At 72.5% G+C, this 466-nt stretch carries 1 protein-coding gene; it reads left to right on the top strand.

All coding sequences use genetic code 11. The features are described from left to right. On the top strand, nt 1-466 hold a 466-nt coding region (locus V5F48_RS25030; RefSeq protein WP_394260655.1), incomplete at both ends, for a thiolase family protein.

Genomic DNA, 466 nt, shown 5'->3' with positions numbered 1-466 from the left:
CTCGGCTGCGCCAACCAGGCCGGCGAGGACAACCGCAACGTCGCCCGCATGGCGGCGCTGCTGGCGAAGCTGCCGGTGGAGGTGCCGGGCTCCACCGTCAACCGCCTGTGCGGCTCGGGCATGGACGCCATCGGCACCGCCGCCCGCGCCATCAAGGCGGGCGAGACCGGGCTGATGATCGCGGGCGGGGTCGAGAGCATGAGCCGCGCGCCGTTCGTCATGGGCAAGGCCGACAGCGCCTTCTCCCGCTCCGCGAAGATCGAGGACACCACCATCGGCTGGCGGTTCGTGAACCCGGCCATGAAGGCGATGCACGGCGTCGATTCCATGCCGGAGACGGCGGAGAACGTGGCCGACGACTTCCAGGTCTCGCGTGCCGACCAGGACGCCTTCGCCCTGCGCAGCCAGCAGCGCGCCGGCCGGGCCCAGGCCTCCGGGCGGTTCGCCCGCGAGATCGTGCCGGTCT

This window comes from Xanthobacter autotrophicus ATCC 700552 (genome assembly GCF_043194565.1).
In the GTDB taxonomy this organism is placed as follows: Bacteria; Pseudomonadota; Alphaproteobacteria; order Rhizobiales; family Xanthobacteraceae; genus Xanthobacter; species Xanthobacter autotrophicus_F.
The sequence above is the reverse complement of the archived record's forward strand: the minus strand, read 5'-3'. Positions and strand labels throughout refer to the sequence as shown.